Here is a 3588-nt window from a genome sequence, read left to right as displayed (position 1 = left end):
CTTCGCCTACACGCCGTTCGTGCCGGCGGCGGAGGTTCATGCCAAGACGCCGGTGTGGCTCAACGACCCGATCTATTATCACAACCGCGGGGATTCGACCTTTCGCGGCGAGAGTTCGCAGATGGGCGATTTCGCCGGGCTTGATGATCTGGCGACCGAGAACCCGCGCGTCGTGCAGGGCATGATCGACATCTATGGCCAATGGATCGACGGTTATGGCGTCGACGGCTTTCGCATCGATACGGCGCAGCATGTGAATGCCGAATTCTGGCAGGCGTTCGTGCCGGCGATGAAGGCGCGGGCGGCGGCGCGCGGCATCCCCAATTTCCACATCTTCGGCGAGGTCGCTACGAGCGATATGGACCCGGCGCATACGGCGGTAAACACGCGGGTCGACAAGCTGCCGGCAGTGCTCGACTTCTCGTTCATGCGCGCGGTGGCCGACGTAGTTGGTGGCAGTGCCGGGACCGACGAACTGGCCAAGCTGTTCCGCGCCGATCCCCTTTACGAGGGCGGGGCGGTGGCGGCGCTGCAGCTGCCGACCTTCCTCGGCAATCACGACTTTGGGCGGATCGGCAATTTCATCGCCAAGGGGTCGCCCAAGGCGGACGCGGAAGTGCGGCTGAAGCGCGACTTGCTGGCGCATGCGATGTTGCTGACGCTGCGCGGCGTGCCGACGATCTATTATGGCGACGAACAGGGGTTCACCGGGGACGGCGGCGACCAGGACGCTCGCGAGGACATGTTCGCGTCGAAGGTGGCGGTCTATAACGACAATGTGCTGCTCGGCACGAAGACGACGACCGCAAGCGAGCATTTCGGAACTGGCAATCCGTTGTTCTCGCAGATCGCGCAACTCGCCCGCATCCGTACCGGTCACCCCGCACTGACTCGCGGACTGCAGAGGATCCGCTTCGCCAGCGACAAGCCCGGATTGTTCGCGGTATCGCGTTTCGACCCAGTTGACGGGCATGAGATGCTCTTGCTGTTCAACACGTCGCCAGTGGCCCTCTCGCAGAATGTCGAGGTCGACGTGCGTTCGCTTGGCTTCACCACGCTGGTCGGCCCCTGCGCCGCGACGGCGACCGCCCCGGGCAGTGTCAGTGTCACGCTGCCGCCGTTCGGCTATGCTATCTGCGAAGCGAAGAACTGACGTGGACCAGCCGAGTTCGACTTCGATGATCGCCGCCGATCCTTACGCCGCCGCGCCGTGGTGGAAAGGCGCGGTCATTTATCAGCTCTACCCGCGCAGTTTTGCCGATTCCAATGGCGACGGCATCGGCGACCTGAAGGGCGCAACCGCGCGGCTGGACTATGTCGCCAGTCTCGGCTGCGACGCGGTGTGGGTGTCGCCCTTCTTCACCTCGCCGATGAAGGACTTCGGCTACGACGTTGCCGATTATCGCGGGGTCGATCCGATCTTCGGGACGCTCGCCGATTTCGATGCGCTGGTCGCACGGGCGCATGCCCTGGGCCTGAAGGTGATGATCGACCAGGTCTATTCCCACACCTCCGATCAGCATGAATGGTTCGTCCAGAGCCGCACGTCGCGGGACAATGCCAGGGCCGACTGGTATGTCTGGGCCGATCCCAAGCCCGACGGGTCGCCGCCGAATAATTGGCAGTCGGTGTTCGGCGGGCCGTCGTGGACGTGGGATGCGCGGCGCGAACAATATTATCATCACGGCTTCCTGAAGCAGCAGCCGCAGCTCAACGTGCACCTGCCCGCAGTGCAGGATGCGCTGCTCGACGTGGCGCGGTTCTGGCTCGATCGCGGTGTCGACGGATTCCGCCTCGATGCGCTCAACTTCGCGATGCACGACCCCGAGCTGACCGACAATCCGCCGGTCGCCAACCCCGTCAAGCGAACGCGGCCGTTCGATTATCAGCAGCATATTCGCAGCCAGAGTCACGCCGGCCTGCCCAAGTTCATCGAGCGAATTCGTGCGCTGTTCGACGAATATAGCGATCGCTTCACCTTGGCAGAAGTCGGCGGTGAGCAGTCGGCGCGGGAGATGAAGGCGTTCACGGCGGGGGAGACCCACCTCAACAGCGCCTATGGCTTCGATTTCCTCTATGCCGTCGCGCTGACCCCCGAGGTCGTCCGCGCGACCATCGCAGAATGGCCGGGCGGGGCGGGCGAGGGGTGGCCGAGCTGGGCCTTTTCCAATCATGATGCGCCGCGCTTCGCCTCGCGCTGGTGGTCGGAAGAGACACGCGGGACGTTGGTTCGGGTAGCGCTGCTGCTGCTCGCGTGCCTGCGCGGCAATGTCATCCTCTATCAGGGAGAGGAGCTGGGCCTGCCCCAGGCCGATGTGCCGTTCGAGGCGCTGCAGGACCCCGAGGCGCTGACCAACTGGCCCCAAACGCTGGGCCGCGACGGCGCGCGTACCCCGCTGCCGTGGACCGGCGCGGCGGACGGCGGGTTCGGCAGTGACGAGCCGTGGCTGCCAATCGATCCAAAACACTTGCCGATGAACATTGCCGCGCAGGAGCGCGATCCGGGGTCGATCCTGAACTGGACTCGCCGGGTCATCGCCCTCCGCCACCAGCATGACGCGCTGCGCAGTGGGGGAATCGCGCTGGCCGATGCCGATGCGCGCCTCATCGCGTTCGTCCGTACGGGGTCGGGCGAGGCACTGCTGTGCCTGTTCAACCTTGGGGACACGCCGATCGATGCGCCGATCGTCGCTGGACGAGAAGTTGTCGAGCAGGTCGGCGAGCTTGCCGGGAGCTTCATCGGCGCACGCTCGGCGGTGGTCGTAAAGTGGAGTTGAACATGCGTTGGGCGATGGTGATTGCGGCGGCTGCACTGCTGGTCGGGATTCCGACAATGGCGACCCAGGCGAGCGATGTGGCGCAGGTCGTTTCGGGCGACGAGGTGGCCGCGGCGACTTCGCCCGATGGCGCGATCCGGGTCGCGCTGCGCGTCAATGGCGAGGGTCGGGTGGGCTATACGATCGCGCGCGCCGGGACGCCGCTAATCGATGAATCGCACCTCGGATTCCTGTTCACCGACGCGCCGCAAATGCTGCGCAATTTTGCATTGGTCGGGCAGGCGACCCACGATGCCGACGGGACGTGGGAGCAGCCGTGGGGCGAGTGGCGGACGATCCGCAACCATTATCGCGCGCTCGACGCCACCTTCGAGGAGAAGAGCGCGCTGCATCGGCGGATGGAAGTGCAGTTCCGCATCTACGACGGTGGGGTCGGTTTCCGCATCCGCTTTCCCCAACAGCCCAATCTCAAGACTGCCAACATCGCCGAGGAATTGACCCAGTTCGCGGTTCATTCCGACGGGACGGCGTGGTGGGATCCGGCGTTCGAGAGCAACCGCGAGGAATATCTCTTCAACCACACTCCGATCCGCGAGATCGGCACGGCGCAGACGCCGATGACGCTGCGGTTGGCGGGCGGAACGCATCTGTCGTTCCACGAGGCGGCGCTGGTCGATTATTCGGCGATGAACATCGCGCGGGTGCAGGGAACGCTGCTGAAGGCGGTGCTGACGCCGTCGTCGCAGGGCGCCAAGGTGGTGCGCGATACGCCATTCGAAACGCCATGGCGGACGATCGCGATCAGCGGCGA

General features: G+C 65.0%; 3 protein-coding genes. All 3 read left to right on the top strand.

Features of this window, described 5'->3' with window-relative positions; genetic code table 11:
- A partial coding sequence (locus RMN84_RS07875) for an alpha-amylase family glycosyl hydrolase (RefSeq protein WP_309611624.1) occupies window positions 1-1153 on the top strand: 1153 nt, incomplete at its 5' end.
- 25 nt (window positions 1154-1178) lie between these two features.
- Entirely contained in the window at window positions 1179-2777 is a 1599-nt protein-coding gene (locus tag RMN84_RS07870; protein ID WP_309611625.1) for an alpha-amylase family glycosyl hydrolase, read from the top strand.
- 2 nt (window positions 2778-2779) lie between these two features.
- Window positions 2780-3588, top strand: an 809-nt coding sequence (locus tag RMN84_RS07865) for a glycoside hydrolase family 97 N-terminal domain-containing protein (protein ID WP_309611623.1), incomplete at its 3' end; no start/stop codon positions are given.

Source organism: Sphingomonas sp. (assembly GCF_031380695.1).
GTDB lineage: Bacteria > Pseudomonadota > Alphaproteobacteria > Sphingomonadales > Sphingomonadaceae > Sphingomicrobium.
The sequence above is the reverse complement of the archived record's forward strand: the minus strand, read 5'-3'. Positions and strand labels throughout refer to the sequence as shown.